This is a genomic window from Plantactinospora sp. DSM 117369, from assembly GCF_053764795.1.
Map to the genome: position 1 here is coordinate 5,026,285 of NZ_CM132446.1, position 25,709 is coordinate 5,051,993.

The 25,709-nt window shown below is 73.9% G+C and carries 24 protein-coding genes and 1 pseudogene; 13 read left to right on the forward strand and 12 right to left on the reverse strand.

The features are described from left to right. The first annotated feature begins 272 nt into the window (after positions 1-272). Positions 273-1,064, forward strand: coding sequence for a GntR family transcriptional regulator (locus ACSMXO_RS21845; protein WP_346261296.1), 792 nt, complete (start codon positions 273-275; stop codon positions 1,062-1,064). A gap of 48 nt (positions 1,065-1,112) precedes the next feature. Here the strand turns inward: ACSMXO_RS21845 and mshC are convergent, their stop codons facing one another. The 6 genes and pseudogenes from mshC to ACSMXO_RS21875 form a co-directional block, all read right to left on the reverse strand. Next, a complete protein-coding gene (gene mshC / locus ACSMXO_RS21850) occupies positions 1,113-2,351 on the reverse strand; it encodes a cysteine--1-D-myo-inosityl 2-amino-2-deoxy-alpha-D-glucopyranoside ligase (protein ID WP_346261295.1) in 1,239 nt (412 codons plus the stop codon). Between the two features lie 186 nt (positions 2,352-2,537). After that, complete coding sequence (locus ACSMXO_RS21855) at positions 2,538-3,356, reverse strand: SCO1664 family protein (protein ID WP_455413567.1); 819 nt, start codon at positions 3,354-3,356, stop codon at positions 2,538-2,540. A 31-nt stretch (positions 3,357-3,387) separates the two neighbouring features. Next, complete coding sequence (locus tag ACSMXO_RS21860) at positions 3,388-3,963, reverse strand: DUF3090 domain-containing protein (RefSeq protein WP_346261294.1); 576 nt, start codon at positions 3,961-3,963, stop codon at positions 3,388-3,390. A 243-nt stretch (positions 3,964-4,206) separates the two neighbouring features. Next, a pseudogene (locus tag ACSMXO_RS21865) lies at positions 4,207-4,905 on the reverse strand (histidine phosphatase family protein); the annotation flags it as partial. Positions 4,906-5,010: 105 nt separating this feature from the next. Beyond that, the gene (locus ACSMXO_RS21870) at positions 5,011-5,844 is read right to left on the reverse strand and encodes an undecaprenyl-diphosphate phosphatase (RefSeq protein ID WP_346261292.1); all 834 of its coding nucleotides are present in this window, start codon (positions 5,842-5,844) and stop codon (positions 5,011-5,013) included. A gap of 157 nt (positions 5,845-6,001) precedes the next feature. After that, positions 6,002-7,054 carry an LLM class F420-dependent oxidoreductase gene (locus ACSMXO_RS21875; RefSeq protein ID WP_455413568.1) on the reverse strand — a complete coding sequence of 351 codons (1,053 nt, stop codon included), beginning with the start codon at positions 7,052-7,054 and terminating at the stop codon, positions 6,002-6,004. A gap of 180 nt (positions 7,055-7,234) precedes the next feature. On the opposite strand from ACSMXO_RS21875, the gene ACSMXO_RS21880 reads away from it, so the two are divergent. Beyond that, complete coding sequence (locus ACSMXO_RS21880; RefSeq protein ID WP_346261290.1) at positions 7,235-8,206, forward strand: aldo/keto reductase; 972 nt, start codon at positions 7,235-7,237, stop codon at positions 8,204-8,206. 97 nt (positions 8,207-8,303) lie between these two features. Further along, on the forward strand, positions 8,304-8,495 hold the full coding sequence (locus ACSMXO_RS21885; RefSeq protein WP_203866060.1) for a DUF5703 family protein: 192 nt from the start codon (positions 8,304-8,306) through the stop codon (positions 8,493-8,495). A gap of 5 nt (positions 8,496-8,500) precedes the next feature. Here the strand turns inward: ACSMXO_RS21885 and ACSMXO_RS21890 are convergent, their stop codons facing one another. After that, the gene (locus ACSMXO_RS21890) at positions 8,501-9,169 is read right to left on the reverse strand and encodes a hypothetical protein (protein ID WP_346261289.1); all 669 of its coding nucleotides are present in this window, start codon (positions 9,167-9,169) and stop codon (positions 8,501-8,503) included. A gap of 173 nt (positions 9,170-9,342) precedes the next feature. Continuing rightward, a complete protein-coding gene (locus ACSMXO_RS21895) occupies positions 9,343-10,671 on the reverse strand; it encodes a M20/M25/M40 family metallo-hydrolase (protein WP_346261288.1) in 1,329 nt (442 codons plus the stop codon). Positions 10,672-10,825: 154 nt separating this feature from the next. Between ACSMXO_RS21895 and ACSMXO_RS21900 the strand changes: the two genes are divergently transcribed. The 3 genes from ACSMXO_RS21900 to ACSMXO_RS21910 all read left to right on the forward strand — a co-directional run bounded on the left by ACSMXO_RS21900 (position 10,826) and on the right by ACSMXO_RS21910 (position 13,324). After that, positions 10,826-11,488, forward strand: a complete 663-nt coding sequence (locus tag ACSMXO_RS21900) for a hemerythrin domain-containing protein (RefSeq protein WP_455413569.1) — start codon at positions 10,826-10,828, stop codon at positions 11,486-11,488. A gap of 83 nt (positions 11,489-11,571) precedes the next feature. Then, positions 11,572-12,258 (forward strand): ThuA domain-containing protein, encoded by a 687-nt coding sequence (locus ACSMXO_RS21905; RefSeq protein ID WP_455413570.1) that lies wholly within the window; start codon positions 11,572-11,574, stop codon positions 12,256-12,258. Between the two features lie 94 nt (positions 12,259-12,352). Next, the gene (locus ACSMXO_RS21910; protein WP_346261285.1) at positions 12,353-13,324 is read left to right on the forward strand and encodes a LysR family transcriptional regulator; all 972 of its coding nucleotides are present in this window, start codon (positions 12,353-12,355) and stop codon (positions 13,322-13,324) included. A gap of 22 nt (positions 13,325-13,346) precedes the next feature. Here the strand turns inward: ACSMXO_RS21910 and ACSMXO_RS21915 are convergent, their stop codons facing one another. Then, positions 13,347-14,588: an MFS transporter gene (locus ACSMXO_RS21915; RefSeq protein ID WP_455413571.1), complete on the reverse strand. Its 1,242-nt coding sequence runs from the start codon at positions 14,586-14,588 to the stop codon at positions 13,347-13,349. Between the two features lie 485 nt (positions 14,589-15,073). On the opposite strand from ACSMXO_RS21915, the gene ACSMXO_RS21920 reads away from it, so the two are divergent. Further along, positions 15,074-16,567, forward strand: coding sequence for a S1 family peptidase (locus tag ACSMXO_RS21920; RefSeq protein ID WP_455413572.1), 1,494 nt, complete (start codon positions 15,074-15,076; stop codon positions 16,565-16,567). Between the two features lie 150 nt (positions 16,568-16,717). Then, positions 16,718-16,954, forward strand: coding sequence for a hypothetical protein (locus ACSMXO_RS21925; protein WP_346261282.1), 237 nt, complete (start codon positions 16,718-16,720; stop codon positions 16,952-16,954). A 77-nt stretch (positions 16,955-17,031) separates the two neighbouring features. Here ACSMXO_RS21925 and ACSMXO_RS21930 read toward each other — a convergent pair whose 3' ends face one another. From ACSMXO_RS21930 to ACSMXO_RS21940, 3 genes are all read right to left on the reverse strand, one after another. After that, positions 17,032-17,382, reverse strand: a complete 351-nt coding sequence (locus ACSMXO_RS21930) for a DUF3140 domain-containing protein (RefSeq protein ID WP_455413573.1) — start codon at positions 17,380-17,382, stop codon at positions 17,032-17,034. Further along, the gene (locus ACSMXO_RS21935; protein ID WP_346261280.1) at positions 17,382-17,549 is read right to left on the reverse strand and encodes a hypothetical protein; all 168 of its coding nucleotides are present in this window, start codon (positions 17,547-17,549) and stop codon (positions 17,382-17,384) included. Before ACSMXO_RS21935 ends, ACSMXO_RS21930 begins: the two co-directional genes overlap by 1 nt. A 185-nt stretch (positions 17,550-17,734) precedes the next feature. Next, positions 17,735-20,305: an ATP-dependent Clp protease ATP-binding subunit gene (locus ACSMXO_RS21940; protein ID WP_346261279.1), complete on the reverse strand. Its 2,571-nt coding sequence runs from the start codon at positions 20,303-20,305 to the stop codon at positions 17,735-17,737. Positions 20,306-20,417: 112 nt separating this feature from the next. Here ACSMXO_RS21940 and ACSMXO_RS21945 point away from each other — a divergent pair, with 112 nt between their 5' ends. From ACSMXO_RS21945 to ACSMXO_RS21965, 5 genes are all read left to right on the forward strand, one after another. Then, the gene (locus tag ACSMXO_RS21945; RefSeq protein WP_455413574.1) at positions 20,418-20,819 is read left to right on the forward strand and encodes a hypothetical protein; all 402 of its coding nucleotides are present in this window, start codon (positions 20,418-20,420) and stop codon (positions 20,817-20,819) included. A gap of 240 nt (positions 20,820-21,059) precedes the next feature. Beyond that, positions 21,060-21,320, forward strand: a complete 261-nt coding sequence (locus tag ACSMXO_RS21950; RefSeq protein ID WP_107259179.1) for a hypothetical protein — start codon at positions 21,060-21,062, stop codon at positions 21,318-21,320. An 8-nt stretch (positions 21,321-21,328) separates the two neighbouring features. Beyond that, on the forward strand, positions 21,329-22,195 hold the full coding sequence (locus ACSMXO_RS21955; protein WP_455413575.1) for a hypothetical protein: 867 nt from the start codon (positions 21,329-21,331) through the stop codon (positions 22,193-22,195). Continuing rightward, positions 22,188-25,019 (forward strand): FtsK/SpoIIIE domain-containing protein, encoded by a 2,832-nt coding sequence (locus ACSMXO_RS21960; RefSeq protein ID WP_455413576.1) that lies wholly within the window; start codon positions 22,188-22,190, stop codon positions 25,017-25,019. The genes ACSMXO_RS21955 and ACSMXO_RS21960 overlap by 8 nt, the downstream gene beginning before the upstream one ends. Then, the gene (locus ACSMXO_RS21965; protein WP_346261276.1) at positions 25,016-25,684 is read left to right on the forward strand and encodes a hypothetical protein; all 669 of its coding nucleotides are present in this window, start codon (positions 25,016-25,018) and stop codon (positions 25,682-25,684) included. Before ACSMXO_RS21960 ends, ACSMXO_RS21965 begins: the two co-directional genes overlap by 4 nt. Positions 25,685-25,709 lie beyond the last annotated feature (25 nt).

The window sequence follows — 25,709 nt, forward strand, 5'->3', positions numbered from 1 at the left end:
AGCCGCCGCCTCCGGCGCTCCCGGATGGCTGCCATGTCGACCTGGACGCCAGAGCCGCTACCCGAGGGGTGGTAGCGGCTCTGGCGTCCAGGTGAGCAGCGGTGTGCCCGGCGGAAGCGGTGCCGCAGGCGGGTGTCGGCGCTGACGGTGGCCGGCCCGAACGAGGATTCGCTTTCCGCAGTTGCCTCCGTTCCGGTTGCCCGGCGCACACCCCGTACGGCATCCTAGGAACCTAGCGTTCTTGTGGGATCGAGACCTGGACGGGAGCAGCGGTGCAGATCAACCCGGGAGCGGCCGAGTTTCCCCACCGACAGATCGCCGCGCAGTTGCGAGCGCGGATCCGGGCCGGTGACTGGGCGGCCGGTGAGCGGCTGCCGTCCATCCCGGCCATCGCCGAGATGTTCGGGGTGGCCAAGCAGACCGTGCAGCGCGCCATCGACCAGCTCCGGGTGGAGGGGGTGCTGATCACCAAGCCGGGTTCCGGCACGTACGTCCGGGGCACCCGACGCCGGCTCAACCGGCTCTCCCGGGGCCGGTACGGCGGCCACCGGGGTTACCACGCCGACCTGGCCGCCCGGTACCGGCAGCAGTTGGTGCAGGTGGGCCGGGCACCGGCCCCACCCGAGGTGGCCGACGCCTTCGGGGTGCCCGACGGCACCGAACTGATCGTCCGGCGGCACCTGGTACGCACCGAGGAGGTGCCGGTGGAGGTCGGCGCCTCCTGGTTCCGCACCGCCGACGCCGCCGGCACCAGTCTGGAGCGGATGGAGGCGTACGGCCGGCCGCTCTACCAGGAGGCCGAGGAGGCGATCGGCCGGCGCTACGTGTCGGCGACCGACCAGATCAGCGCCCGGCAGCCGAGCCGGGAAGAGGCGGAGATCCTCCAGATCCGGCCGGACACCCCCGTGCTGCACCTGCTGCACGTCGCCTACGACGCCAGTCACCGGCCGATCGAGGTGGCCCAGGCGACCTGGCCCGGTCCGATGACCACGCTGACCGAGCGGTACCAGGTCCCCGGCCCGGCGCCGGAGGCCGACCCGGACCCGGGACTGGTACTCGGCTGAGCCGCGCCCCCAGGCCGAAAAGCTCCTCCGTTCAGGGCGGCGAGGACGTCAGAGCTTGATGCCGAGCAGGGCGTCGACGGTGGCGGCCATCAGGTCCGGCGCGGCCGGATCGGCACCGGACCGGGACAGCGCGGCCTCCGCCCAGCGGTCCACCAGGGCCAACGCGCCCGGCGTGTCCAGGTCGTCGGCGAGCCGCTCGCGTACCCCGGCCAGCAGGTCCGGGCCGGCGGGCCCGGACGGCGCGGCGGCGGCCTCCCGCCACCGGGCCAGCCGCTTCGTACCCTCCTTGAGCAGATCGTCGGTCCACTCCCGGTCGCTGCGGTAGTGGCCGGCGAGCAGCGCCAGCCGGACCGCCATCGGGTCCACGTGGTCGGCCCGGAGCCGGGAGACGAAGACCAGGTTGCCCTTCGACTTCGACATCTTCTCGCCGTCCAAGCCGATCATCCCGGCGTGTACGTAGTGCCCGGCGAACGGCTCCGCCCCGGTCAGCCGCTCGGCGTGCGCCGCCGAACACTCGTGGTGCGGAAAGAGCAGGTCGTTACCGCCACCCTGGACGTCGATGGTGTCCCCGAGCAGCGCCATCGCGATCACCGCGCACTCGATGTGCCAGCCCGGCCGGCCGGGGCCGAGCGGGCCGCCCTCCCAGGCCGGCTCGCCGTCCCGACCGCCGCGCCAGAGCAGCGGGTCGAGCGGGTCCCGCTTGCCGGCTCGGTCCGGATCGCCGCCCCGCTCGGCGAAGTAGCCGAGCATCTCCTCCCGGGAGAGGTTGGACTCGTAACCGAACCGGGGCGCGGCGGAGACGTCGAAGTAGACGTCCCCGGTGCCGTCGTCGAGCCGGTACGCCGCACCGTCGTCCAGCAGCACCCGGACCTTCTCCGCGATCGCCGGGATCGACTCGACAGCGCCGACGTAGTGGGCGGGCGGGATCATCCGCAGGGCCTCCATGTCCTCCCGGAACAGCGCAGTCTCCCGCATCGCCAGGACCACCCAGTCCTCGCCGTCCCGCTCGGCGCGCTCCAGCAGCGGGTCGTCGATGTCGGTGACGTTCTGCACGTAGCTGACCGGATGGCCGCCGTCCCGCCACACCCGCTGTACGACGTCGAAGGCGATCATCGTGGCGGCGTGCCCCAGATGGGTCGCGTCGTACGGGGTGATCCCGCAGACGTACATCGTCGCCGGCCCGGAGGGGCGGGTCGGGTGCACGCCGCGGCGCGCCGAGTCGTACAGAGCGAGCTGCGGTCCCCTGCCCGGCAGCCGCGGAATCTCGTGACCCATCCAGGTTTCCATGGTCACCAGCCTAGTCAGCCGGGCGGACTCGAACCCCGGCCCGCCGGGCGGGGTGATCAGATCGACAGGACCGCCCGGACGGCCCGGAGCGGGCCTGGGACGTCAGCGGCCGGCGGCGGGGCGGCAGGCGCTGGCGTCGGGGACGTCAGCGGCCGGCGTCGGGGGCGGCAGGGTGCCGGACGGGGTTCAGATCGGCGGCCAGGGGATGGCCGGCCACTCCTCGGAGGGCTCCGGAAACCGGGCCGTCGCCAGCAGCCGGTCGACCCGGCGCGCCAGCGCGGCGACCTCGCCGATGGTCAGGTGCTCGGCCAGGCTCTCCCCGAGCGGGCCGGCCAGCTCCCGGGCCAGTCCGGTCAGCATCTCCAGCGCGTCCGGCGGCAGGTCCCGCCGGGACCAGCCCCAGAGCACCGTCCGGAGCTTGTCCTCGAAGTGGAAGCAGACCCCGTGGTCGACGCCGTAGATCCGGTCGTCCGGCCCGACGAGCACGTGCCCGCCCTTGCGGTCCGCGTTGTTGATCACCGCATCGAGTACGGCGAGCCGGGCCAGCCGGGGGTCGTCGGCGTGCGCGAGGGCGTACGGGGCGCCGTCGTCGTCACGGGCGGCCGCGACCCGGAACCACCGGGCCGGCAGGCTCCGGGCCGGTACGAACCCGACCAGCGGCTCGGCCTGCTCCGGCTCGTCGATCCAGAGCTGGCAGGCGCCGGGGCCGAGCGGGCCGTCCCGGAGCACCGTCGGCGGGACCAGGTCCCACCCGGTGGCCCGGGACAGCAGGTAGGCGGAGACCTCCCGACCGGCCAGGGTGCCGTCGGGAAAATCCCAGAGCGGGCGCTCACCCCGGATCGGTTTGTAGACGCAGCGGGCGGTGACCCCGTCCAGGGTCAGGAACCCGCGCAGGGTCGTGTTGGAGGCGTCGACCAACCGACCCTCCAGCTCGAATTCGCCCCCGTGCAGGAGGCGCAGGGCGTCGCTCTCGTCCAGCACAGGCCGCAGTTCGGAAGAGGTCACCGGGCCGGTCCCGGCCGCAGCAGTGCGACGGTCACCGGTGGTAGCCGTTGTGTCGGGGACAGAGGTGCCCGGCCGGGTCGAGCGGCTGGCCGCAGAGCGGACACGGCGGCCGGCCCGCCGCCACCACCCGGCGGGCCCGCTCGATGAACTCGCGGGCCGCCTGTGGGGTCAACCGGACCCGCAGCCGGTCGAGGTCGTCGTCCGGCTGCTCGTCCTCCTCGTCGACCTCTTCCTCGCCGCCGAGCTCGACCTCCGCCTCGGCCTCCCCGGCCGCGATCGCCTCGATCACCACCGTGGCGGTGTCGACGTCGAAGGCCAGGCCGAGGGTGCCGACCCGGAACTCCTCGTCGACCGGCGTGTCCAGCGGCTCGTTGTCCGAGGTGACCGGGGGCGGCTCGGGCAGCTCGACGCCGAACCGCCGGTGCGCCTCGGTCAGCAGTTCCTCCAGCTTCTCGGCCAGCAGCGAGACCTGGACCTTCTCCAGCGCGACGCTGACCAGCCGGCCTCCGCCGCGCGCCTGGAGGAAGAACGTCCGCTCACCCGGCGGACCCACAGTTCCGGCGACGAACCGCTCGGGCGGCTCGAATGCGTGCACCTGGTGGGTCATACCCACGACCCTATCCGGCCGGATACCACACCGCGCAGCCCACCGACCCGAATCACCGTACGCCCCGATCCGGTCGCGGCGGGCCACCGCCCGGGTCGATCTGACCGGGCCGGCCGGTCACCGTTTCCGCCCGTCGGCCGCGCCCGCCCCGGCGCCGGGCACCCCCAGCCCACCGGCCGCGTCCGGGGAGGCCGCCCGGGAGCGGCTGGCGGCGCCGTCCGGGGGCGCCGATCCGGCGCCGGCCGCGCCCACGCCGCCGCCGACCGCCGCGTCCGAGGAAACCGCACGGGAGCGGCGGCGCCGGGTGGCGGGCGGCGGGACCAGGCTGGTCAGGTCGCCGCCGGTGTCGTTGAGCCGCAGCACGAACGGGCGGACTGGGGTGTAGCGGATTCCGGTCACCGAGCCCGGATCCGCCACGATCCGCTGGAACTGGTCCAGATGTACGCCCATCGCGTCCGCCACGATCGCCTTGATCACGTCACCGTGGCTGCACGCCAGCCAGACCGCCTCCGGCCCGTGCTCGGCGGTGACCCGGGCGTCCCAGCGGCGTACCGCCTCGACCGCCCGGGCCGCCATGCCGGCCATCGACTCCCCGTCCGGAAAGACCGCGGCGCTCGGGTGCTGCTGCACCACCTGCCACAGTGGATCCTTGGCCAGCTTCTTCAGCGGCTGGCCCTGCCAGGTGCCGTAGTCGCACTCGACCAGCCCCTCCTCGACCACCGGTGCGGCGTCGGGCAGCGCCAGCTCCAGGGTCTGCCGGCACCGGATCAGCGGGCTGGTCACCACCGCCGCCAGCGGGATCGCCCGGAGCCGGCCGCCCACCGCCGCCGCCTGGGCCCGGCCGGTGTCGTCGAGTTCGACGGGTTGCCGTCCGGCCAGGCCGCCGTCGGCGTTCGCCGTGGTCCGGCCGTGCCGGAGGAGCAGAAGGGTCGCCACGACCACACCCTACGTTCCGTCCGTCGGGGCGCCGGCGCGAGCCGCCGGTCTACCGGTCGCCGCCCGCCGGGCGCCGCGCGGTGGCGGCCGGCGCCCCGTGGCGGGCGAGGGTCAGGTCGCGCTGATCGTGCCGGTCAGCAGCAGGGCCAGGACCAGGCTGCCCAGCGCCACCCGGTAGAGCACGAAGACGTAGAGGGTGTGGTGTGCGACATAGCGCAGCAGCCAGGCGATGGCGGCGTACCCGACGCCGAAGGCGATCACCGTGGCCACGATCATCTGTGCCGGGGTGGGGATCGAACCGCCGCCGGAGGTGTCGAAGACGTCCGGCAGGCTGAAGATCCCGGACATCACCACCGCCGGGATGGCCAGCAGGAAGGAGTACCGGGCCGCCGCCTCGCGGGTCAGGTTGAGGAAGAGCCCGGCGGTCAGCGTGCCGCCGGACCGGGACACCCCGGGGATCAGCGCCATCGCCTGGGCGAAGCCCATCACGATGCCGTCGCGGAGGGTGAAGTTCTCGATCCGCCGGGTCTGCCGGCCCCAGTACTCGGCGAAGGCCAGCACGAACGCGAAGACGATCAACGTGGTGGCGACCAGCCACAGGTTCCGGGCAGCGGTGCGGATCTGGTCCTTGAACAGGTAGCCGAAGACGCCGATCGGGATCGAGCCGATGATCACGTACCAGCCCATCCGGTAGTCGAGACTCGACCGGACCGACTTGTCCCAGATCCCGACCACCCAGACCCGGGTGATCCGCCAGATGTCCTTGGCGAAGTAGAGCAGCACGGCGGCCTCGGTGCCGAGCTGGGTGACCGCGGTGAACGACGCCCCGGCATCCTGGTCGAAGAAGATCGCCGAGGTGATCCGCAGGTGTCCGGACGAACTCACCGGCAGGAACTCGGTGAGGCCCTGGACGATTCCCAGGACGATTGCCTCGATCCAGCTCACCCGCGCACCCCGCTCATCGCCGTACCCCGCCCGTCGCCCACCGGCCTCCGGTCTCCCCGCCCGGTCACTGAACCTTCTTCCGCCTCCCCTTGCGGTCCGATGGACCGCAAGATCGGATGCCGTGCGCGAGCGCCGCGCGGTTCAGGTGGAAAGAGGTTCACTCGCCAACCCCGGCGAGATCCAGCGCCTCGGCGCAGGTACGCAGGGTCTGGATGCCGCTGTCCGCGTCGGCGACGAAGAGGGTCACCGAGAGCGTGGTGACCCCGGCCGCCGCGTACTCGCGCATCCGGTCGGCGATCCGCTCCTTGGGGCCGAGCAGGGACGTCCGGTCGATGAACTCCAGGGGTACGGCCGCGGCCGCGTCGCGCTGCCGCTTGGCCAGGTAGAGGTCCTGCACCTCGCGGGCGGCGTCGCCGTAGCCCATCCGGGTGGCGAGCTGGTTGTAGAAGTTCTGCTCCCGGCTGCCCATCCCGCCGACGTAGAGCGCGGCGTACCAGCGGACCAGCTCGGCGCAGCTCGCGACGTCGTCGCCGACCACCACCGGCACGCTGGGCACCACGTCGAAGCCGGCGAGTTCCTTGCCGGCCCTGGCCCGGCCGGCGGCGACGGTGCCGAGCTGTTCGGCGGCGAAGTCCGGGGCAAAGAAGATCGCCAGCCAGCCGTCGGCGATCTCACCGGCCAGTTCGAGGTTCTTCGGGCCGACCGCGGCAAGGTAGATCGGGATCTCCTCGCGGGGCGGGTGGAAGCCGAGCCGGAGCGCCTTGCCGGGGCCGTCCGGCAGCGGCAGGCGGTAGTGCGCGCCGTCGTACTCCACCGGCTTGCGGGCGATGGCCAGCTTGACGATGTCGACGTACTCCCGGGTCCGGGCCAGCGGCTTGGCGAACCGCACCCCGTGCCAGCCCTCGGAGACCTGCGGGCCGGAGACGCCGAGACCGAGCCGGAACCGGCCGCCGGAGAGCGTGTCGATGGTGGCGGCGGTCATCGCGGTGGTCGCCGGGCTGCGCGCCGGGATCTGCATCACCGCCGAGCCGACGTCGATCCGCTCGGTCTGGCCGGCCAGCCAGGCCAGCATGCTGGGCGAGTCCGAGCCGTACGCCTCCGCCGCCCAGACCACCGAATAGCCGAGCCGGTCCGCCTCGCGAGCGAGGGCAAGATGGTCCGCCGGAGTGCTCCACGCGGTCTGGTATCCGAGGCTGAGCCCGAGTCGCACTGGTTCTTCTCCCCCATCCATCCGCAAGTCGCATCAGGGTACGCAATGACCCCCGAACGCCCTCCGCTGACCCGCCGATGCCGGACCCGTGCCCGGACGTCGGCTTTGTACCAGTCGCCCCGGAGCGGGATGGTGGGAGCGAGGATATCGGCGGAGCGATGTTCTGAATAAGGTTCAACCATGCAACAGCGACCGCTCGGCCGAAGCGGGCTGGCGGTTTCCCGGCTCGCGCTCGGCACCATGACCTGGGGTCGGGACACCGATGCGGACGACGCTGCCGCCCAACTGAAGAGTTACCTGGACGCCGGGGGCAACCTCGTCGACACGGCCGACGTCTACAGCGACGGTGACGCCGAGGCGGTGATCGGCTCGCTGCTCGGCACCCTGGTGCCCCGCGACGACCTGCTGATCGCCACCAAGGCGGGGCTGCGACCGGGCGCCGGCCGCCGCCGGGACACCTCCCGGGGCCATCTGCTGCGCACCCTGGACGCCTCACTGCGCCGGCTCGGCACGGACCACGTCGACCTGTGGCAGGTGCACGGCTACGACCCGGCCACCCCACTGGAGGAGACGCTGGCCGCGCTGGACCACGCGGTGCACAGCGGCCGGGTCCGGTACGTCGGCGTCTCCAACTTCTCCGGCTGGCAGACCGCGCAGGCCGCCACCTGGCAGGCCGCCTTTCCCGGCCGGGCCCCGGTGGTCGCCGCCCAGGTGGAGTACTCGCTCCTGGAGCGCGGCATCGAGCGGGAGCTGCTGCCCGCCTGCGAGGGGCTCGGGCTCGGCGTACTGCCCTGGTCGCCGTTGGGGCGCGGGGTGCTGACCGGGAAGTACCGGCACGGCCGCCCGGCCGACTCCCGGGCCGCCTCGGCGCACTTCGAACCCTTCGTCGCCCGCTATCTGGAGCCGCGCTGCTCCAGCATCGTGGAGGCGGTGGCCACCGCGGCCGGCGGGCTCGGGGTGTCGCCGCTGGAGGTGGCGCTGGCCTGGGTGCGGGACCGGCCGGGGGTGGTCGCCCCGATCCTCGGCGCCCGCACCGTCGGTCAACTGCTCGGCGCGCTCCAGGTGGAGCGGATGACCCTGCCGCTGGAGATCACCCGGGCCCTCGACGACGTCTCGGCCGTCCCGGTCGGCTACCCGGAACGGGATAGCTGACCCCGGAAAGCGGACAGCCGACCCCGGAGGCGGACACCGCGCGGCTCACCCGGGGAAGGACTGGTGTCGCCCTGCGAGGGTGGGCAGGATAGAGGACATGGACTACGAATACGCGCCATTGCGGTTACCACCGAATGTCGACCGGATGACCGCAACGGCGCAATTGGCGATCCAAGCCGAGTTCTCCGGCTGGGAGCTGGCCCGGGTGCGACTGTTCCGTGACGGTACGCGGCAGGTGGTGCTGCGGCGTCGCGTGGTCAATCAGTCGCAACCGGGCCTCTCCTACTGAACCTCTTACCGGGCCCGCTCGGACTCCTCGTCGGCGTCCGACAGGAACGGGTGCTCGTCCAGCCGACCGACGAGCCGGTCGTCGGCCCCCGGCGTGAACGGTCCGCTGCTGTCCTCGTCGTCGAAGGACTCCAGGTCGAGCGGGACGGACACCTCGCTGACCATCACGACGCCGTCCAGCGGGTCCAGCTCGGGGATGTCCAGGGCGCCGAGCGACCCGTCCCCGGTCTGTAGCAGCTCCAGCACCGCCTCGCCGACACCCTCCACCGCCGGCGCCTCCTCCTCGTCCGGTACGGCGGCCCGCCGGGCGGCCTGGGCCACCCGGAGCAGGGCGGCGACGCTCGGCACCCGGTAGTCGCGCCGGTGGCGTACGGAGAGGACCAGCGGGTGCGGGTCGCTCGGCTCGGAGCCGTCGGCACCGCCCAGGCCCACCCCGAAGCGCTCGTCCGCCTCGTCCGGATCGATCGCCTCCACGTCCCACGGCGTGACCTCGCCGAAGGCGTCGAGCAGTTGCTCGTCGTACTCGTACGACGCGTTGTTGAGCTCGACGTACGCCTGCCACACGGCATCGTCGTCGATCCGGCCCTCGGCGGCCCGGACGGCGGCGAGGTGCGCCCGGGCGGTCTCGATGACCCGTTCCAGGGCGGCGTCCAGCTCGGCGTGCTGGTCGGTCATGGTGTGGCCTGTCCCTTCGCTGCGATGTCGCCAGCCCGCCGACCGCGGCGCGGGCGGGAATTCGATGCGCCGACGCGGGCCGGGATTGACGGACCGAGAATAGGTGGAACCGGAAGTAGATGGATCAACCGGGGAACCGTAGACGAGTGCCGCCGGATGTGCCAGGCGGACGGTCAGCTCTGCCGGAGGAACCGGTCGAGCACCCGCACGCCGAACTGTAGTCCGTCGACCGGCACCCGCTCGTCGATGCCGTGGAAGAGCGCGGAAAAGTTCAGGTCGGCCGGCAGCCGCAGCGGCGCGAAGCCGAAGCAGCGGATGCCGAGCTTGGCGAACGCCTTGGCGTCGGTGCCGCCGGAGAGCATGTACGGCACCGGCCGGGCGCCCGGGTCCTCGGCCCGCAGCGCCGCCGCCATCGCGTCCACCAGGTCGCCGTCGAAGCTGGTCTCGATCGCCGGCTGCCGCTGGACGTGCTCGATCTCGATGTCCGGCCCGATCACCTCGCGGAGCTGCTCCATCAGCAGCTCGGACTGGCCGGGCAGGCTCCGGCAGTCGATGGTGGCGCTGGCCCGGCTGGGGATCACGTTGTCCTTGTAGCCGGCGGCCAGCCGGGTCGGGTTGGCGGTGTTCCGGATCGTCGCGCCGATCAGGTTGGCGATCGGCCCCAGCTTGGCGATCGCCAGCTCCGGGTCGTTCGGGTCGAGGTCGATGCCGAGCGCCTCGGAGACCTGCTCCAGGAACGCCCGGACGGTCGGAGTCACCACGATCGGGAAGCGGTGCCGGCCGACCCGGGCCACCGCCTCGGCCAGCGCGGTGACGGCGTTGTCGTCGTGCACCATCGAGCCGTGCCCGGGGCGGCCCCGGGCGTGCAGCCGCAGCCACTCCAGGCCCTTCTCGGCGGTCTCGATGAGATAGAGCCGCAGGTCCGGGCTGACCGTGTAGGAGAAGCCGCCCACCTCGCCGATCGCCTCGGTGGCGCCCTCCAGCAGCTCGGGGTGCCGGTCGACCAGGAAGTGCGCGCCGTACTCGCCACCGGCCTCCTCGTCGGCGGTGAAGGCCAGCACCAGGTCGCGGGGTGGGCGTACCCCGGTGCGCTGCCAGTCGCGGACCACCGCGAGCACCATCGCGTCGAAGTCCTTCATGTCGATGGCGCCCCGGCCCCAGAGGTAGCCGTCGGCGATCTCGCCGGAGAACGGGTGCACCGACCACTCGCCCGCGTCGGCCGGTACGACGTCCAGGTGCCCGTGCACCAGCAGCGCGCCCCGGCCCGGGTCGGTGCCGGGGATCCGGGCGACCAGGCTGGTCCGGCCGGGGGCGGACTCGCGAAGTTGCGACTCCACGCCGACCTCGGCGAGCTTGGCCGCCACGTACTCCGCGGCGGCCCGTTCACCGACGGTGGTCTCGGGGTCCCCGGTGTTGCTGCTGTCGATCCGGAGCAGGTCCCGGCACAGGTCGACGACCTCGTCGGCGGCGCTCGGGTGGGTGGACGCGGGCTGGCTACTCATGCGGTTCTTCATACCAGCCGAGCGGCCCGGTGCGTCCCGCCCCCACCCGGTGTCGGGTTTCGCCATCTGGACCGGAGGGTACCTGCGGATGTCCGCGGAGCAGCGCCGGTCGATGGACCGGCCGGATCGGCGGACCACAGTGAGGAGGCCAATCGTGAGCGTGCCACTGCCGCCGCTGCCCCCGACCGGTGACGACGAGGACTACCGGCCCGGCGGGCGCAGCATGGTGGAACTGCTCGCCGAGGAACACGACCAGATCGTGGCGCTCTGCGGCGAGCTAACCGACGACACCGCACCGGAACGGCGCAGCGAGGTCGCCGAGGTGCTGACCGCGACCGTCGCCCGGCACCTCTCCGGCGAGGAGCAGTACCTCTACCCGGCCGTGCGAAGTGCGCTGACCGAGGGTGGGCCGCTGGCCGACCGGGAGATCGCGGCGGACACCGACATGTTGCGTACGCTGCGGGAACTCGCGCAGGTCACGCCGACCGAGCCCCGCTTCGCCGAACTCGCCAACGAGGTCACCGGGCAGCTGCGCCGGCACGCGTCGACCGCGTCGACGGAGATCTTCCCGGCGCTGCGGGCCGCGGCCAGTGCCGCCGACCTGATCCGGCTCGGCAACCGGGTGGAGATCGCCGAGGAGGCCGCGCCGACCCGGCCGCACCCGGACGCCCCGGCGACACCGCCGTGGAACCGGGTGGTCGAACCCGCGCTCGGCGTGGTCGACAAGGTACGCGACGCGGTGAGCGGCCGGCCGACGTACCTCGACGACCTGACGCCGCCGTCGCCGACTGCGGCCACTCCGCCGGCGGCGACCTGAACGCCGGCGGGATGACATGATCCTGCTCGGCCCGGTGCGGACCCGCGCCGGGCCGAGGTGCGTGGTGGGACGGAGGTTTGGCGGTGCGAGACGCGCTGGTGGTCCGGGGTGGCTGGGAGGGACACGTCCCGGTGGCCGCGACGGAGGTGTTCCTCCCGTTCCTGCGGGACGCGGGTTTCACCGTCGAGGTGCACGATGACCTGGCCGTGTATGCCGACCCGGATCGGATGGCCGCCGCCGACCTGGTGGTGCAGTGCTGGTCGATCGGGACGATCAGCGACGAGCAGGCGGCCGGACTGGTCGCGGCGGTCCGGGCCGGGACCGGGTTCGCCGGTTGGCACGGCGGGATCGTCGGCGCCTTCCACCACAACGCGTACCACCAGCTCACCGGCGGGGTCTTCGTGCACCATCCGCCGGGCTTCCTCGACCACGAGCTGACGGTGCTGCCGGAGCGGGCCGACCACCCGATCGTCCGGGACATCGGGACGGTACGGCTGCACACCGAGAAGTACTGGGTGCTGACCGACCCGCTCAACGACGTACTCGCGACGGTCACCTTCGACCCGGAACCGGCGGCCGAGCAGGGGGCCGGGGCGGCGGAGCGTACGCCGTGGGACCGGTCGGTCACCCTGCCGGCGGTGTGGACCAGATCCTGGGGTGCCGGCCGGGTTTTCGTCTCGACGGTCGGCCACAAGCTCGACGACCTGACCCTGCCGGCGATCCGGACGATCACCGAACGAGGGCTGCTCTGGGCCGCCCGTCAGATTTAGGTGTCCGTTCGGTCGCAGTTTGGGTTTCCTTTGGGGGATCTTTCACTAGTCAAAGGTCTAGCCGTGAATCCCTTTCGGGTCCTACCGTCACGCTATGAACCTGGAGCTGCGGCACCTCAAGGTGGTCTGCGCGATCGCGGAGACGGGCAGCGTGACGAAGGCGGCCTCGACTCTGGGCCTGGCACAGCCCGCGCTCACCGCACAGCTCCAGCGCATCGAGCGGACTCTCGGCGGCCCGCTGTTCGAGCGGGACCGACGCGGCGCCCGACCGACCGCGCTGGGCGAGCTGGTGCTGGCCCGGGCTCGGGTGCTGCTGCCCGCGATGAAGGGGTTGCAGGACGAGGCGGCCCGGCTGGCCGGTACCGGCACCACGATGACCCGGTTCCGGTTCGGCGGGGTGAACAGTCCGATCCTCGGTGGACTGGTGCACCGGCTCGCCGCCGACCAGCCGCACGCGCAGATCAGCACCCACGCCTCGTGGTCGGTGGACGAGCTGGCCCAGATGGTACTCAGCGGCCGGCTCGATTTCGTGCTCTCCGGGGTCTGCGGAGACGCCGTACCGTCGGCGGAGTTCGGGCTGACCTGGCGGGCCGTGGCGGTGGACGCGGTCTTCGTGCTGCTGCCGGAGGCGCATCCGCTGGCCGCGCACGACGAGGTGCACCTGGCGGCGCTCGCCGGGGAACGCTGGGCGGCGGCGCCCGGCGACGGCTGCTTCGCCGACTGCTTCGTGGCGGCCTGCGCCCGGGCCGGCTTCACCCCGGCGAAGATCTACGAGACCGACATCCGTAGCTGCATCGACCTGGTCGAGGCGGGTGAGGCGATCGCGCTCGCCCAGGCCACCTTCCGGCCGGTCTCCGGGCTGGTCACCCGGCCGCTGGCGCACACCCCGCTGCGCTGGCGGCTGCTGCTCGGCTGGCACCCGGACGCCCCGGCGGCCGGCATCGCCGACCGGGTGCTCGGGCACGCCATCGCCGCATACACCGACTCGCTGTCCCGCAACCCGAACTACCTCGCCTGGTTGGCCCGGAACCCGAACTTCGGCCCGCAGGACCTGGCCGCCGCCTGACCGCCGCCCTCATCCGGCGCGGTCAGCCGGCGGGGACCCGTCGGGCCAGTCGCCACCAGATCGCGAGCTGGCCGACCGCCAGGACGACGGCGAACGGCAGCAGGGTCCATGCCCCGACCCCCTGGGCGATGGCGCCGGCCAGCCAGGGGAAGACCGCCCCGCCGATCACCGACACCCCGTTCAGCACGCCGATCGCGGTCGGCACCAGGCGGCTGGCCGTCAACCGCGGCACCATCGCCATCGCGGTCGGGAAGAGCGGCCCGAGGAAGAACCCGAGCAGCACCAGCGCGACGCTGGCCACCGCCGCGACCGGCACCGCCCAGGCGAGTACGGCGCTGACGGTCACCCCGACCAGGCAGCCGGCGCTGGTGGCGGCCGGGGTCAGCCCGGCCCGGGTGGCCAGCGGGCTGATCAGGAAGCGTCCGGCGGTCAGGCCCAGCCAGTAGCCGCTGACCGCGTAGCCGGCCAGTACCTCCGACTGGTCGTAGCCGCCGACCAGCAGGCTGAAGCCCCAGTTGCCGACGCTGATCTCGAGTCCGACGTAGACGGCGAGGAACACCGCCGCCAGCACCACCGCCGGCTGCCGCAGCGCCGCGACCAGCAGCCCGCCGTTTCCGGGCCGGCCGGGCACACCCGCTTCGCCGGGCGGCGGCCCGCCGACCGCCGCAGCGCCACCGGCGGCGGTGGGGCCGCCGTCGTCCGGGCCCCGACGTTTCGGGTACGCCAGCAGGAAGCCGACGACCAGCGGCAGGCCGGCCAAGGCGAGTACCAGCCAGACCGCCGTCCACGGCAGCGAGCGGAGCATCCAGGCGGCCAGCGCGGGTGCCAGCAGCGCCCCGACGCCGAAGAACGCGTGCAGCCGGTTCAGCAGGGTCGTCGCCCCGGTCAGTTCGCTGAGGTGGGCGTTGAGCACCGACTCCAGTACCCCGATGCCGTAGCCGGCCACCACCTGCACGGCCACGAAGGCGAGGAACGGCGGGCGGAGCGCCGTGTAGAGGCCGGCGAGGACGAAGGCGCCGCCGCCGACCGCCAGCGCGGCCCGGGTGCCGAGACGGTCGATCAGGCCGCCGGTGGTGATCCCGGCCAGCAGGAAGCCGGCCGAGAAGGTGAAGAAGGTGATCCCGATGGTCGCCTTGTCCACCCCGTAGTCGTCGATCTGGGCCGGCAGCAGTACCCCGCCGACCCCGGCGCTCAGGCCGACCAGGACGAACGCGGCGTACGCCAGCAGGACCACCGGCCGCCGGGCGGGTCGGGTGACGGGCAAGACGGCTCCTCGGCGACGGTGCGGTGCTGATCGACGGCTCGACCGGACGAACAAGATTACGAGGCGCCGCCGCAGCGCGGAAGATCCGTTCGGCCGGCTGGCGGGGGCGGTATGAGCTAGCCGGGATATACCTCGGTCGATTGTGGCCGGTTACCTTAACCGTGCCCTGCCCGACCCAGAACCGCTGGTACCGAGGCGACCGTCGACATCGCCGCGGCCCGCGGGGCTGACCCCCGGTCGGCGGGGCACCGGCCACCGTGTGCCGTCCGGTTCCGGGCCGGACGGCGCACGGGCCGGACGGCGCACGGGCCGATCGGCCCTGCTGTCCGCCCCCCGCCGCTGCGGGCCGCCCTGCTGCTGCCCGCGGCTCGACCGCTCCCGTGCCACTCGCCACCGCCTCCCTGCCCCCGGGCAGGGAGGCTGGCCGATGCGCGGCTGCCGGTTCCCCTCCCCCACCGAACTTCCGTTCCGTAAGGAGACTCCGGATGAAGCGAAGACTCGGCACACTGGCAGCGGTGACCCTGCTGCCGGTGGGCATCCTCGGCACCGTGGCCCCACCCGCCGGCGCGGCGCCGGACAACGGCACCCGGGACACCGCCCCGGTCACCGCCGAGGCCGCCACCCCCGAGATGCTCACCGCGATGCAGCGCGACCTCGGACTCACCGCCGCGCAGGCCCGGACCAGGATCAGCCGGGACGACCAGGCCAGCCGGGCCGACGCCGGGCTGCGCAAGTCGCTCGGCCGGGCGTACGGCGGCGGCTGGATCTCGCCGGCCGGTGACCTGGTGGTGGCGGTCACCGACCGCGCCCAGGCCGCCCGGGTGACCGCCGCCGGTGCCCAGCCGAAGCTGGTCGCCCGCAGCGCCGCCCAGCTCGACGGGGTCAAGTCCGGACTGGACCGGGCCGCCGCCAAGGCGCCGGCCCGGTCGGTACCCGGCTGGTACGTCGACGCGCCCACCAACAGCGTCGTGGTGCTGGCCAGCGGCGGTACGGCGGCCGCCACGGCGTTCGTCGCGGCCAGCGGGGTGGACGCCACGGCGGTACGGATCGTCGCCACCACCGAGGCGCCCCGGCTCTACTACGACGTCCGGGGCGGCGACGCCTACTACATGGGCGGCCGCTGCTCGGTCGGCTTCTCCGTCACCGGCGGTTTCGTCACGGCCGGGCACTGCGGCCGGACCGGTACCGCGACCCAGGGCTACAACCAGGTCGCCCAGGGGACCTTCCGGGGCTCGTCCTTCCCGGGCAACGACTACGCCTGGGTGCAGACCAACACCAACTGGACCCCGCAGCCGTGGGTCAACGACTACGCGGGCGGCAACGTGACGGTCGCCGGCTCGACCGAGTCCGCGGTCGGCGCGGCGATCTGCCGGTCCGGCTCGACGACCGGCTGGCGGTGCGGCACGGTGCAGGCGAAGAACCAGACCGTCAACTACGCGGAGGGCTCGGTGAGCGGCCTGACCCGGACCAACGCCTGCGCCGAGCCGGGTGACTCGGGCGGCTCGTGGCTCTCCGGCCAGCAGGCCCAGGGCGTCACCTCCGGCGGCTCGGGCAACTGCTCGTCCGGTGGCACCACCTACTTCCAGCCGGTCAACGAGATCCTCTCGGTGTACGGGCTGACCCTGCGTACCAGCGGGGGCGGGCCCGGTGAGCCGCCGCCCACCGGTACCTGCACCGGCTACGCCAGCACCTTCAGCGGCTCGCTGCCCGCCGGCGGGGTGCAGTACCAGCCGAACGGCAGCTACTACCAGACGACCCGGTCCGGCACCCACCGCGGCTGCCTCGACGGACCGTCCGGAGTGGACTTCGACCTCTACCTGCAACGGTGGAACGGCAGCTCCTGGGTGACCGTGGCCCAGGGCACCTCACCCGGGCCGGACGAAACGACCTCGTACAGCGGCACGGCCGGGTACTACCGGTACGCCGTCGACGCGTACAGCGGGTCGGGCAGCTACACCCTCGGCGCCACCGCGCCCTGACCGGCGGACCGGTTCCGCCACCCGGCGTATCCGCCTCGACCGCCCCGGGCTCCCCGCGCGCGCCACGCGGGGAGCCCGGCGACGCGGCCCGGCGCAGGTACCTCGACGCCGACCGGTGCGAACCGGCCGCAAGCGGGTACCGGTACCGGCATGACCGACATGATCCCGCCCGAGGACGACCGGGAGACGGTACGCCGGGTCGCCGCCGCGCACACCGCCGCCTCCCGCGACGTCGAGGCCTTCCTGCGCCGGGTACCGGCGCTGCCGAGCCCCGAGGACATCGCCGAGTACGCGGCGCTGCTGGCCCGGGAGGAGGCGCTGCGTACCGAGCGGACCGACGCCGCCGACGCCGCCGGGCTGAACGTCCCGAGCATCGGCGGTGCCTGAACCGATCCCCGTCCGGCCCGTTCGCGGCGCGTGCGCACGGACGGGCCGGACGGGGATGGGTCGCGGTGCAGCCCCGGCTACCGCTCGATCAGCGGGTCGTGGCCGAGGTCGAGCAGGGCCCGCCGCCAGTCCTGGTCGGTCGCGCCGGCGGGTGGCCGGGTGTCGATCAGGTCCTGGATCTCGGCGACCGTCTCCCGCATGAGCTGGATGTCGCCGTCGGTCAGGTCGACCTTGCGCTTGCCCAGGATGGCGAGGATCTGCCGGCCCGGCTCCGGCAGCCCGAGATCCGGGTCGGCGCCGAACGCCTGCTCGCCGGAGCCCTGGGTGAGCAGCCAGTTGCGGAGCTGCTCGGAGCTGAGGTTGACGCGGCTGTGGAAGTCCTGCCACAACTGCTCCACCTCCGGCTCCACCCGTTGCTGCCGGGCCATCACGCCTCCTCCGCCGGCGGCGACTCGGGCCGGGCCGGCTCCTCCTCGGTACGGTTCCGGTTCCGCTGCGGTGGCCGGGGGCGCGCCGGGCCTGCGGCGGCGGCCGGCGGCCGCAGTACGGCGTCGGTCTTCGCGCTCTTCTCGCGGTTCTCCTCGGGCTGGCTCACGCCGCTCCCCTCCTCTCGTCCCGGCTCCCACCGGGCAGGTCGTGCCGGCAGATCCGGGTCCGCGGCGGCCCCCGCGTATCCGGCGGGCGAGGATCCCGGACCCCCGGCGGGCGGGCGCGCTCCCCGGCCAGGCCCGCTGGTCCGGTATGTCCGCGGCCCGGGCGGGCCGCCGGGCGGCCGCCGGCTCATCGGCCGTGCGTGGCGGTGGCCGGGCTGCGCCCGCCGGGCCGCTCCCCCGCCGACACGTCGAAGGTCAACTCGCCGTCCCTGGCGCCGACCGTGATCCGTTGCCTCGGTTCCACGGTCCCGTCCAGCAGCATCCGGGAGAGCCGGTTGTCGACCTCCCGCTGGATCGTCCGGCGCAGCGGCCGGGCGCCGAACTGCGGCTCATAGCCGTGCTCGGCGATCCAGTCCACTCCCTCGGTGGTGAACTCGACCTCGATGTCCTGGGCACGGAGCCGACGGCGGGTCTCGTTCAGCAGCAGTTCGGTGATCTGCCGGAGCTGCTCCGACTCCAGCCGGCGGAAGATGATCACCTCGTCGATCCGGTTCAGAAACTCGGGGCGGAACTGCTCCTGCAACCGGCGCATCAGCCGGTCCCGCAGCTCGCTGTTCTCGTCGTCGGCGGGGTTGCCCGCACCGCCGCCGAAGCCGACACTGCGCTGGGCACCGGTGATCAGCTCGGAGCCGAGGTTACTGGTCATGATCAGTACGCTGTTCCGGAAGTTCACCGTCCGGCCCTGGCTGTCGGTGAGCCGCCCGTCGTCGAGTACCTGCAACAGGATGTTGAAGACGTCCGGGTGCGCCTTCTCGATCTCGTCGAGCAGCACCACCGCGTACGGGCGGCGCCGGACCGCCTCGGTGAGCTGCCCGGCCTCCTCGTACCCGACGTAGCCGGGCGGGGCGCCGACCAGCCGGCTCACCGTGTGCCGCTCCTGGAACTCGCTCATGTCCAGCCGGACCATCCGGTCCTGGTCGCCGAAGAGCGCCTCGGCCAGCGCCCGGGCCAGCTCGGTCTTGCCCACCCCGGTCGGGCCGAGGAAGAGGAAGCTGCCCATCGGCCGGTCCGGGTCGGCCAGCCCGGTACGGGACCGCCGTACCGCCTCGGCGACCGCGCTGACCGCGTCGTCCTGGCCGACCACCCGCTCGTGCAGGTACCCCTCCAACCGCAGCAGCCGGTCCCGCTCCTCCTCGGTGAGCTGGCTGACCGGAATTCCGGTGGCCCGGGAGACCACCTCGGCGATCTCCTGCGTCCCCACCTCGGGGACCGCCGGCTGGTCGCCGTTGCCGCTCGCCACGTGCAGCCGCTCGCGTACCTCGCGCAGGTGGTCGCGCAGCTCGGAGGCGCGCTCGTACTGCTCGTCGGCGACGGCCTGGTCCTTCTCCCGGCGTACCTCCTCCAGTTCCCGCTCCAGTTCCCGCACGTCGCCAGCGGGCGTCCGGGTACGCAGCCGCACCCGGGCACCGGCCTGGTCGATCAGGTCGATCGCCTTGTCCGGCAGGAACCGGTCGGTGACGTACCGGTCGGAGAGTTCGGCGGCGGCGACCAGCGCCTCGTCGGTGAACCGGACCTGGTGGTGCGCCTCGTAGCGGTCCCGCAGCCCGCGCAGGATGGTGACGGTGTCGTCCACTGTGGGCTCCGGCACCAGCACCGGCTGGAACCGCCGGGCCAGCGCGGCGTCCTTCTCGATGTTGCGGCGGTACTCGTTCAGCGTGGTGGCGCCGATCACCCGCATGTCGCCGCGGGCCAGCGCCGGCTTGAGCATGTTGCCGGCGTCCATCCCGCCCTCGGCACCGGCACCGCCCGCGCCGACCAGGGTGTGCAGCTCGTCGAGAAAGATGATCAGCTCGTCGCCGTGCGCCCGGATCTCGTCGATCACCTTCTTCAGCCGTTCCTCGAAGTCGCCCCGGTAGCGGGTGCCGGCGACCAGCCGGGCGAGGTCGAGCTGGACCACCCGCTTGCCGATCAGCGTCTGCGGCACGTCCCCGTCGCAGATCCGCTCGGCGAGTCCCTCGACGATCGCGGTCTTGCCCACCCCGGCCTCGCCGATCAGCACCGGGTTGTTCTTGGTACGCCGGGACAGGATCTCCACCGCCTGCTCGATCTCGTCCATCCGGCCGATCACCGGGTCGATCTCGTCGGCCCGGGCCAGGTCGGTGAGGTCCTGGCCGTACTGGTCGAGGGTCGGGGTGCCCCGGTCCGGCTTGGCACCGCCGTTGCCGCCGCCGCTGGCGCTGGCCGCCTGCAACGACTGCGGCTGGATCCGGCCCGCCGCCAGCATCCGGCCGGCCGGCGACTCCGGGTTCAGCGGCAGGGCCATCAGGATGTGCTCCGGCCCGATGTAGGAGGCGCCCATCGCCCGGGAGAGCTGGTGTGCGTCGAGCAGTGCCCGCTTGGCCGCCGGGGTGAGCGACATGTTGGACGGCACCTGGCCGTGCTTGGCCGGCCGGTCCACCCGCTGCTCGCCGCCGAGCGCGCCGAGCAGCGCCTCCGGGTCGGCGCCGGCCCGGCTGATCAGGTCCCGCAGCGGCTCCCGTTGCAGGGCCGCCCAGAGCAGGTGGTCGGTGTCCAGATCGCTGCTGTTGGCCTGGGCCGCCCGGCGCGCCGCGTCCGCGAGCAGCTCCCGGGCGTCCGCGGTCATCAGCCTGGTGATGTCCACCCGCTGCCCCTGCCGGCGGCTTTCTCCCCGGCCGAAGTACCGGGCCAGGAACTCGTCCCACGGATCGGGGCCGAAGTCGCCGGGTCCCTGCGTCATCTCATGTCCCCCTCACGGGCGCGGGCACTGGCGTCACCTCGGCTACCCGGCGGAAGGCCCGACAAACGCGGCGTAACCACAGGCCGGGTGGCGGGGATGGCAGGCTGGGCGGATGGCAGCCGAACCTCTCCTCGTCGTGGACGCCGCCAACGTGGTGGGGTCCCGCCCGGACGGCTGGTGGCGGGACCGCGCCGCGGCCACCGCACGGTTGCGGGACCGGCTGGCGGTCCTCGCCCGGCTCGGCCTGCCCGGGCTGGCCCCGCCGGTCGAGGTGGTGCTGGTGGTGGAGGGCGTGGCCCGCCGGGTGGGGCCGGCCGAGGGCATCCGGGTGGTGGCGGCGGAGGGCTCCGGCGACGACGCCATCGTGGGCCTGGTCGAGGCGGAGGCGGCCGGCCGGGGCTGCCTGGTGGTCACCGCCGACCGGGCGCTGCGGGCCCGCGTCACCGCCCTGGGTGCCGGGGTACGCGGACCGCGCTGGCTCACCGAGCCGCTGGACCGGGTCCCGGAGAACTGACCCCGTCAGCCTGGAAGTTGCAGGATTGAGCTGGCCTTTCCCGGGTGCCGCCAGACAACTGTCGGAGATCCGACTGAGTAGTCGTGCGGTGGCACAAAGTGGGAGGAAGCCTGCCGTATGGCCGACGTCGACGGGACCACCTGGGAACGGACAGCCGGGCAGCAAACGCCCAGGGCGCCGCAGAGCGCCGATCGGGATAAGCTCTAATTAGAGCCCTCCCCGCCCCCAGGAGGTTTCGTCGTGGCGAGTGTCGCCGAGCTGAAAGCGGCCATCGATGCCGCACTCCAGCAGATCGGCGACGGCCAGGCCGCGGTGCAGGCCGCCAGCGACAAGCTCGCCGAGGCGCAGCAGACCCTGGCCGGAGCGCTGGAGGGAAGTGGACACTCCACTGTCGACGCCGCGCAGGCGTCGCTCTCGCAGGCCGCCCAGGAATTGGAGGAGTGCCTCGCCGCGACGCTCGCCGCCGTCGAACACGCCCAGCTCTACGTCTCGACGCTGTAGAGCAGCGGATGTCCATCATCGAGGAGCTGGGCGCCCGGGTGCGGGCCGCGTCCGACGAACTGCCGGTCGAGCTGGTGATCAAGGCACTCGACCACCTGAAACTCGCCTCCGAGCGGCTGCGCTGGGTCCGGCAGGAGTCGGCCGACCCGATGGGCGTACCGGAACTGTCGGCCGCCACCGAGCACCTGGAGACGGCTGGGCACGCGCTGCGGCTCGCCCAGGACCAGTTCGCGACGTACCTGGCCGCGATCGGGCTGGGCCGGGACGGACCGCCCGCCGCCGGCCCGGAGCGCCCGCCCGCCCGCCCCGGCGCCCGGGGCCCGGCGGACTCGTCCGGCCCGGTCCGGCGGGCCGCTCCCGCCGCCACCGGCGGCTGGTGGTCGGTCCGGGTGGCCGAGCTGTTCGACCGGCGGGACACCCCGGCGCCCAAGCCGGACCCCGAGATCACCGACCCGGAGGAGCTGCTCCGCCGGGTGACCAGCGGCGTCCGCTCCGGCGACCGGACCCGGCTGCACACCGAACTGCGCGCGGTCGAGGCGAACGTCGGGCTGGGACTCGCGTCGGTCGCCCCGCCGATGCTCCGGGACCTGGCCGCCGAACTGCTCGGCCATCCGCCCCGGGCAGCGGACCTGCCGAGACTGCGCCGGGAGGTCACCGGACAGGTGCGGGACCTGGTGCCCAACCTGCCGCCGGGAGTGCTCGACACGCTGCTCAGTCGGGTCTGCCGGATGCCGCCACCGAAGGAACCGGTCGAGCAGCCGCATCCGGCCGACCCGGCGGTCGCCGCCGGGGTCCTCACCGGACTGCTGATGCGCCGCCTCGGCCTCGACCAGCGCCCCGTCACCGCTCGCGCACCCCGGGACACCCATGCCTGACCTACGGACCCAGCTCGTCGACCGGGTCCGCACCATGCTGTCGCACGCGCTGGGCGCGTCCCGGGCCCGGCTCACGGCGGCGCGGACCGAACTTGGTACCGCACAGGACCGGCTGCGCCGGATCCGGGAGGCGGCCGCCCGGGTTCCCGGCCGGGTCGGTGCGGAACGGGACCGCCGGGTCGCCGAGCTCTCGGACCGGTACGGGGCGGAGATCGACCGGCTCGCCGCCCGGGCTGCCGAGGCCGCCGCCCGGGAGGCACCCGGTGCCGCCAGTACGGAGTGGACGGGCTGGCAGCCCAGCCCGGTGCTCCGGGGCGAGGCACCGGGACCGCTGCGGATCGGCACCGTACGGCTGCCCGGCAGCGTGCCCGTACCGGCGCTGGTGCCGCTGCTCGACGCCGGCCACGTACACCTGTCCGGGGCTGATCGGGGCGGCTGCGACGCGGTGGTCGCCGCGCTGCTGCTCCGGGCCCTGGGCCGGGCCGATCCGGGCGCGCTCCGGCTGGTCGGCTACGACCCGGAGCACCTCGGTGGCGGGCTGGCCGGCTTCGCCCCGCTCTCCACCGCCGGGCTGCTCACCTTCGTCGGGCCGGGCGGGCTGGCCCGGCTCCTCGACGACCTCGTCGACCAGATCCGCCGGATCAACGAGACCGTGCTGGCCGGCGAGTACGCCTCGCTGCGCGAGCTGGCCGCGGCCACCGGCCGGCGCCCCGAGCCGTGGCGGATCGCGGTGCTGCTCGGCGGCGACGAACTGTCCCGGCACGAGCGGGGCCAGCTCGACCGGGTGGCCCGGACCGGCGCCGCCTGCGGCGTGCACCTGGTGGTACGCGGCATCGAGCTGCCCGACGAGCCGGACGTGCACCGGGTGGTGGTCGACGGCGGCACCGCCCGGCTGACCGGCTGCCCCGAGCTACCGGTACGCCCCGACCCGGCCCCGCCGGCCGCACTGGTCACCGAGACCTGCCGGGAGGTGGCGACCCGGGTCAACGCCGGCCCGCCACCGACGCCCTTCACCGACCTGCTCCCGCCGGCCGACGAGATGTGGCGGGAGGACTCGGCCGCCGGTCTCGTCGCGCCGATCGGGGACGGTCCGCACGGCCGGCCGGTAACGCTGACCCTCGGCGACTACCCGCCGCACGCGCTGATCGGCGGCCCGTCCGGTACCGGCAAGACCAACCTGATCTTCGCCTGGATCGGCTCGCTCGCCGCCCGGTACTCCCCCGCAGAGCTGGAGTTCTACCTGCTGGACTTCAAGGAGGGGGTGTCGTTCGCCCGGTTCGCCCAGGGTCGCCGCGACCCAAGCTGGCTGCCGCACATGCGGCTGGTCGGGATCAACGTCAACACCGACCGGGAGTTCGGGCTGGCCCTGCTGCGGTTCCTCGCCGAGGAGCTGCGCCGCCGGGCGGACGCGGCCAAGCGGCACGAGGTGACCAAGCTGGCCGAGCTGCGCGCGGTGGACCCGACCGGTCGCTGGCCGAGGATCGTCGCGGTGGTCGACGAGTTCCAGATGCTGCTGGCCGGCCGGGACGCGGTGGCCCGGGAGGCGGCCGACCTGCTGGAGGATCTGGCCCGGCGGGGCCGCTCCCAGGGGATCCACCTGGTGCTGGCCTCGCAGGACGTCCGGGGTATCGAGGCGCTGTGGGGCCGGCCGGCGCTGGTCGCCCAGTTCACCCTGCGGATCGCGCTGCCCAAGGCGCTGCGCATCCTGGCCGAGCGCAACGACGCCGCGCAGGTGCTGCCCCGGCACCACGCCATCGTCAACGCCGAGTCGGGGATGTCCGAGGGCAACCAGGTGGCCCGGATCCCGGCGGCCAGCGACTGGGGTACCTGGAGCGACCTCCAGCACCGGCTGTGGCGGATGCGCCCACCGGATGCGGCCCCGGCCCGGCTCTTCGACGGCGACGCGATCCCCCGGCTGGACGAGGCACCGGACTTCGTCGCGCTGCGCCCGCCGGGCGAGCCAGCCCCGGTGGGCAGTCCCCGGGACCGCGCGGCCGGCGGGGCGATCTGGCCGGACGGGGTCGGGCCGGAGCGGAGCGCCGCGCCGAACGGCGGCACACCGGGCCAGGCCGGCGGGGACCGGCCCGGCGGTGCGGAGCGGACCGGCGGCGGCGCCCGGGGGCCGGTGGCGCTGCTCGGCGAGATCATCGACGTGCAGGCGCGCTCGGCCGGGATGCGGCTGCCCCGGGCACCGGGCCGGAACCTGGCCGTGCTGGGCACCGGGGTGGACGAGGCCTGCGCGGTGCTGGACGCGGCGGCCCGGTCGCTGCGCCGCCAGCACCGGCCCGGCACCGCCCGGTTCTCCATCGCCTGCCTGGACCCGGACGCCGACACCGCCGCCCGGGCGCTCTACGAGGCGCTCGGCACCGACGCCGCCTGGTACTCGGAGGACGACATCGGCGAGCTGATGGCCGAGACGGCCGACGGGCTGGGCTCCGGCGGCACCCCGGGCGAGCCGCACTACCTGCTGCTCTACGCCGTCGACGCGGCCGCCGGCCAGCTCGGCACCACCATCGGGCGGCGGTCCGGCCTGGACCACCTGCGGCACGTGCTGCACAACGGGCCGGAGCGGCGTACCCACACCCTGGCCTGGTGGCGGGGGGTGGCCCGGCTGCGAGCGGACCTCGGCGGCCCGGCGTCGCGTACCGACCAGATCGGCGCCTGGGTCGCGCTCGACGTGCAGGGTGCGGAGCTGACCTCGGCGCTCTACCCCGGGGCCGGCGGGGGGCCGGACTGGTACCCCCGGCCGTGGCGCGGGCTCTTCTTCGACCGCTCGGTGCACCGGACCGGTCAAGTGATCATCCCCTATGGACCGTACCGATGAGCGGCGACCTGGAACGGGAGGTCAGCTACGCCCGGGCGATCCGGCGGCTCGCCGAACTGACCGGCCGGGCCGAGGCGGAGCGTACCGAGGCGAACGGCTGGTACGAGCGCCAGTGCGCCGCCGCCGAGCGGGCGGTACGCGACGCGGAGCAGGCGGTGCGCCGGGCCGAGGCGGAGGTGGCGGCGGCCCAGCAGGAGGTGGACCGTACCGAGGCCGAGTCGGTTCACCTGTGGAGCATCCTGCGCGGCCAGCTCGGTGCGGCGGACCGGCGGATCGGCGAGCCACCGGTGCCGCGCAACGGCGCACCGGCCGACGTCGAGGCGCTGCTCGACGGGGTCCGGGAGCTGCTGGACCGGGCCCGGAAACCGGGTGAGCTGCCGCCGGCGACCCGACCGCTGCTGGCGCTCTTCGGAGTGCTCGGCGCGGCCGCCGCGTACGCCCTCGGGCTGGCCGCCCGGGCCGCCGGTGACCGGTACGGCGGCGACCTGGCGGTGGCCATGCCGGTACTCGGGCTGCTGGTGACGCTGCTCGGCCCGGTCGTCGGGCTGGCACCGGCCCGGGTACTCGCCGACCGGCGGCACGCCGGCCTGGACGTACGGTCCGCGCTGGTCGTGGTGGTCGCCGGGCTGGTCACCACCGGGGCCCTGTTCGGCCTGCTCCGCTGACCCGCTCGCCGTCGGGGCCGGGCAG

Coding starts and splice junctions, on each gene's coding strand:
- mshC (WP_346261295.1), bottom strand. CDS start 2,351: ATGGAAACCTGGATGGGTCACGAGATTCCGCGGCTGCCGGGCAGGGGA.
- ACSMXO_RS21860 (WP_346261294.1), bottom strand. CDS start 3,963: ATGACCCACCAGGTGCACGCATTCGAGCCGCCCGAGCGGTTCGTCGCC.
- ACSMXO_RS21880 (WP_346261290.1), top strand. CDS start 7,235: ATGCAACAGCGACCGCTCGGCCGAAGCGGGCTGGCGGTTTCCCGGCTC.
- ACSMXO_RS21885 (WP_203866060.1), top strand. CDS start 8,304: ATGGACTACGAATACGCGCCATTGCGGTTACCACCGAATGTCGACCGG.
- ACSMXO_RS21890 (WP_346261289.1), bottom strand. CDS start 9,169: ATGACCGACCAGCACGCCGAGCTGGACGCCGCCCTGGAACGGGTCATC.
- ACSMXO_RS21895 (WP_346261288.1), bottom strand. CDS start 10,671: ATGAGTAGCCAGCCCGCGTCCACCCACCCGAGCGCCGCCGACGAGGTC.
- ACSMXO_RS21910 (WP_346261285.1), top strand. CDS start 12,353: ATGAACCTGGAGCTGCGGCACCTCAAGGTGGTCTGCGCGATCGCGGAG.
- ACSMXO_RS21920 (WP_455413572.1), top strand. CDS start 15,074: ATGAAGCGAAGACTCGGCACACTGGCAGCGGTGACCCTGCTGCCGGTG.
- ACSMXO_RS21925 (WP_346261282.1), top strand. CDS start 16,718: ATGACCGACATGATCCCGCCCGAGGACGACCGGGAGACGGTACGCCGG.
- ACSMXO_RS21930 (WP_455413573.1), bottom strand. CDS start 17,382: ATGGCCCGGCAGCAACGGGTGGAGCCGGAGGTGGAGCAGTTGTGGCAG.
- ACSMXO_RS21940 (WP_346261279.1), bottom strand. CDS start 20,305: ATGACGCAGGGACCCGGCGACTTCGGCCCCGATCCGTGGGACGAGTTC.
- ACSMXO_RS21945 (WP_455413574.1), top strand. CDS start 20,418: ATGGCAGCCGAACCTCTCCTCGTCGTGGACGCCGCCAACGTGGTGGGG.
- ACSMXO_RS21955 (WP_455413575.1), top strand. CDS start 21,329: ATGTCCATCATCGAGGAGCTGGGCGCCCGGGTGCGGGCCGCGTCCGAC.
- ACSMXO_RS21960 (WP_455413576.1), top strand. CDS start 22,188: ATGCCTGACCTACGGACCCAGCTCGTCGACCGGGTCCGCACCATGCTG.
- ACSMXO_RS21965 (WP_346261276.1), top strand. CDS start 25,016: ATGAGCGGCGACCTGGAACGGGAGGTCAGCTACGCCCGGGCGATCCGG.